Source organism: Deltaproteobacteria bacterium, assembly GCA_016930875.1.
Lineage (GTDB): Bacteria > Desulfobacterota > Desulfobacteria > Desulfobacterales.
In genome coordinates this window covers 1-3,886 of record JAFGFW010000009.1, presented here as the reverse complement: position 1 = coordinate 3,886, position 3,886 = coordinate 1, and the positions used below count along the sequence as shown (strand labels likewise).

Below are 3,886 nucleotides of genomic sequence, written 5' to 3'. Positions count from 1 at the left end.
TTGCTAATCATGATACGAGCTGCTGGAAAAGCCTCCCGGATCATCCGCCAGCAAGCATAATTCCGTTCCCAATCGAATACGTCTGTTTTGAGATCCTCAATCCCGAAAAAACCGCCAGGGAGATTCCAGAGATCAGTAACGACATTCTCCGGATCACCGGCGCCACCGGGTCGGTACTGGGTCGTGTTGTTCGGTCCGAAAGTGTAATAGTTGAGATCGAGCTTGTTCACCGGCCAAGGGCCGTGAGAACCCTCCGGATGATCCGGGCACATGCCATCAGTGCAAGTGGCATCGCCGATACTCAGCCGCCGGTCGACCCTATCCGGAAAAGCGTAATAGACAGCCTGAGCCACCAGCTCGACAATCTTCCAGTAATCAACCCATAATTTGGAACACTCAAGTCGCCCGCCATACACCCAAAACGGCGACCTGTTTACATCCGTCTTGCTGCCCCACGAAAGAGTTTGGTAACTGTAAGGAGCCTTCTCGCTCGTGGGGCGAATCAGTTTTTTAAGGCTGTCTCCCTGACGATCGGCAGTGCCGTGATCCCCATTATTTTGCCGGTCGAGTCAAGCGAACCTTGAAAAGCCGTAATCGATAAAGTGCTGTCCGCTGTAACCCTCAACGTCATGGTATTTTTCAATTGTCCGGTGCCCAATTGGTAATGGCCAAAGGCGGCAATCTCGATCGTAAGTGTTTTGATAGTCCTGCCGATGGCGTCCTGCCACAAAATCGTCACAGAGGTCGCCTTGGTACTCCCATTATAAAGATCAATCCCCGCCCACCAGGTTGCATCGTCACAAGCAAGGTATGGAACGGTGTAATTGGTCAGATCTGCTCTTGCATTGGTCGAAGTGAAGAGCAGCAGGATGAACAACGAAAAAACGATAAAGTAGACAGCAAAAAGGATATTTCCTCGACGTAAACTCTTCACCTCAACCCCTCCTGGAATTTTGTAAGATTCAATTTGTAAAGTTCAGCTTTAATTTTACCATGTTGTGGGCACAAAAGCCAGTAATTACTTACTGTGGCAAATGCCCGCAAGAAAACCTGATCAATCCTGAATGCGGCTATATGCAAAAAACTCGACAACAAAATACGGATAATGCGTCTTAAACGCCTTGTGGGTGCTATTTACCGTCATCCCTGCATTGTAATATTTGATCCCCTCATCCAGAAATTTCTTCCAATACCAAAGATCCGTAGCGCCCATCAGCCGACTATATTCCTGCTCCCAGGTCTTCCCGTACATGGCCAGACCAAACGCCTGCCCATGCTCTATGGACATGATATTCACCGCGGCCAGCTCGCCGCCGCCAGCCCTGAAGGTGAACCCCTCATAACAAAGATGATCACTGATCGGAGGAGGGAAGCCATCGATAACCTTTTTCGTACAGTAATAGTATCGTGCCCGCGGGAACATTATCTGGTAGGTCTTTTCGTCAGACAGCTTGAACTCAACCCATTTGTCATGCAGGGCCCGGCATTCCGCCAGGTTCGCCTCTGAGACCGGCTCCATGGTAATGCTATTCTTTTCCAGATAAACAAAAGGCAGCCTGATCCGCTTCTTTCGCTTGTATGTATCCGAATAGGAAGCCGGATCAAAAACCTTTTCGAGGTCGTAGGCGATCTCTCGGGACTTCGTCTCTTTCTCCAACCCCGGAATCTGGACAAGTGAATAGATCACTCCGAGCCTCTGAAACTGTTTAAGCACATCCAGATCCTGCCGATCACATTTGTAAACGAAGAACCGGTAACCTCCCGTCCTGCTCGGAGTTATCAGCACGGAATCTTTCCAGAGAAATGCCCTTCCATCGGCGAGATATTCACCCAGGTGGAAATAGCCATCCAAGCAGCCCATTGAAAAAGCATGGACCCCACGGTTATCAGGAAGCCCCTTACTCAGATCAGAAACCTCCTGACGACACAGTTCGACAATATTTGCCGAACGCTCCTTTTCTGTCTCCCGACGCTTCCTGATGTCTTTTAGGAACAAATCAGCCGCAGACGGGCTTTTTTTCTTTAATTGGAGGTAAAGTCCAGCTTCTTTAGCGGCAAGTTCCAAGCCTTTAATCAACGCCATTGACGCTCCTTTCACTTAGTATCAGACAAAGGTCCCCCTTATTTGATGTTTCCTTCGACAACCCTTATTCGGCCACCCTCGTCAAGCCTCTCCCATTTGTACCGCTTCGCACCCAGGGCCTTGACCTCCGCCATGATCTTCCTCCTCTCAGACATGAGGCGTCTCTGGCAGCCCCCTGTAGCCCCGGAAAATTCGGCTAGACCATCTTCGTCAATGGTTACAAAGCACGCAAATAGATAAGGATCTTCCCGATACCGAAATCCCTCATCAGCAATCCGGATGACGCCCACCTTGAGATCATCAGGCAACCATTGAATATGTGCCGCCATCTTCTACGCCTCTTTTTTATCCAAGCCGTCATAAAAACAACCCTGACACCCCGAAGGGCATCAGGGCCAGCTAAGGTAGCGAAACACCCTCGTCAGTCACTTTCCTACCTAAGTGACCAGAAACGGGGCGACAATAGCCCTCTGTTTATCCAGATGCTCCAGCAAGAGATCGATATCGTAGTTCGTTAGAAATTTATCACTCCCGATATCGACCTCCGTAAAATCAGAGACCACAACCAAAAAGGCCTGGACTTTTGCAGGAAGGGCTAAAAATCGGTTTCGAACGTAATCAATAGCCGACACATAACTCACCCCATTCCCGGCAGTTTTCGCCTCGTTCAAACGGGTCTCAACATCCTCTATAAAATCAAGTGCCTGTTGGGCGGTATAAACATCTTCGGCCAGGAGCGCTAAATTGGTTACTTTCAAGACACCAGCCACCGTTTCAGGCTTTTGGCCGACCCTGACCGAAATCTCACAAATTGTTGAAGTCTCTCCCTCCGGTATCTGATCACAGACACCAAGCCCATCGGTCGGGGCAATTTGGATCGTGGAGCAGCCGGAGAACGGAAAGAATACGAAGCACGCCAAAAGAAACACCAGAACCACCGAATACAAGCCGGTCAAAAATCGAAAACTTTGTTTCATAATTCCCCCCCTTTCAGCTCGAACTGATTCAGAAAAGCGCAGAGCTTCAGAATAAATGATTTATATCTGAACAGATTGTTCGGTAAGGCGCCGAGAAAAACTTCCACAGCACCGGCCAAAAACAGAATTGTATCCCAGTTTTCTTTCACAAACCCGGTTACCTCATTCATGACCACCTGCCTCTCTCGAAATGTATTCTCGTGCGTATTCCAGCACTTCACTAAGATATGAATCGTTGACGTATTTCTTCCCAGGAACCTTGCTCTTCCTTGGGGATCCCGCGTTGTAAGCCAAGATGCCTTCATCTCTGCCGTACTTCTTGATTTTTTGTTGGAGGTATTTACATCCGTACTCGAGCTGCACCCCTATATCTTGAGGGATCGAAGTCAGCCAGCCCCGGAATCCCAACTCACGAAAAGTGGCGCCCATGACCTGCATAAGCCCGAAGGAGAACTTTTGAAGGCATTTCTCTGTGTCGAGTGAACAAAAGGTAGGACGAATCAGGTCAGGGTGAAACAGCCAACGATAATTTTCTTCAAACCGGACCGCCATAGGATCGAGTGAGGATTCCTTAACGCAGACCCCATACACAATCGCCGGATCCAGTTTCGCCTTCTCCGCGGCAGATGTGATTTGAATTATTATTTGCTCTTTGGTCATTACACCTCACAGTAACCCATTACTGTTAAAAAATGGCGCAAAAAAGCGCGAAACAGGGGCAGAAAGCAACAGCGAACATTGGGAATACGACTTCGTTCATCGCCCGTTAATCCTCAAGACTAAACCGAATATATTTAGCAGGAGTCTGAAAAGATTTTTTAACTTC

The 3,886-nt window shown here is 48.6% G+C and carries 6 protein-coding genes; all 6 read right to left on the bottom strand.

Annotated features, from left to right (window positions below):
• The coding region (locus tag JW883_00775) for a hypothetical protein (protein MBN1840803.1) at window positions 1–416 on the bottom strand (416 nt) is incomplete at its 3' end.
• 86 nt (window positions 417–502) lie between these two features.
• Window positions 503–934, bottom strand: a complete 432-nt coding sequence (locus tag JW883_00770; protein ID MBN1840802.1) for a hypothetical protein — start codon at window positions 932–934, stop codon at window positions 503–505.
• Between the two features lie 120 nt (window positions 935–1,054).
• On the bottom strand, window positions 1,055–2,083 hold the full coding sequence (locus tag JW883_00765) for a hypothetical protein (protein MBN1840801.1): 1,029 nt from the start codon (window positions 2,081–2,083) through the stop codon (window positions 1,055–1,057).
• Window positions 2,084–2,121: 38 nt separating this feature from the next.
• On the bottom strand, window positions 2,122–2,412 hold the full coding sequence (locus JW883_00760; GenBank protein MBN1840800.1) for a hypothetical protein: 291 nt from the start codon (window positions 2,410–2,412) through the stop codon (window positions 2,122–2,124).
• Between the two features lie 108 nt (window positions 2,413–2,520).
• A complete protein-coding gene (locus tag JW883_00755) occupies window positions 2,521–3,060 on the bottom strand; it encodes a hypothetical protein (GenBank protein ID MBN1840799.1) in 540 nt (179 codons plus the stop codon).
• 162 nt (window positions 3,061–3,222) lie between these two features.
• On the bottom strand, window positions 3,223–3,720 hold the full coding sequence (locus JW883_00750) for a lytic transglycosylase domain-containing protein (GenBank protein ID MBN1840798.1): 498 nt from the start codon (window positions 3,718–3,720) through the stop codon (window positions 3,223–3,225).
• Between the last annotated feature and the right edge of the window lie 166 nt (window positions 3,721–3,886).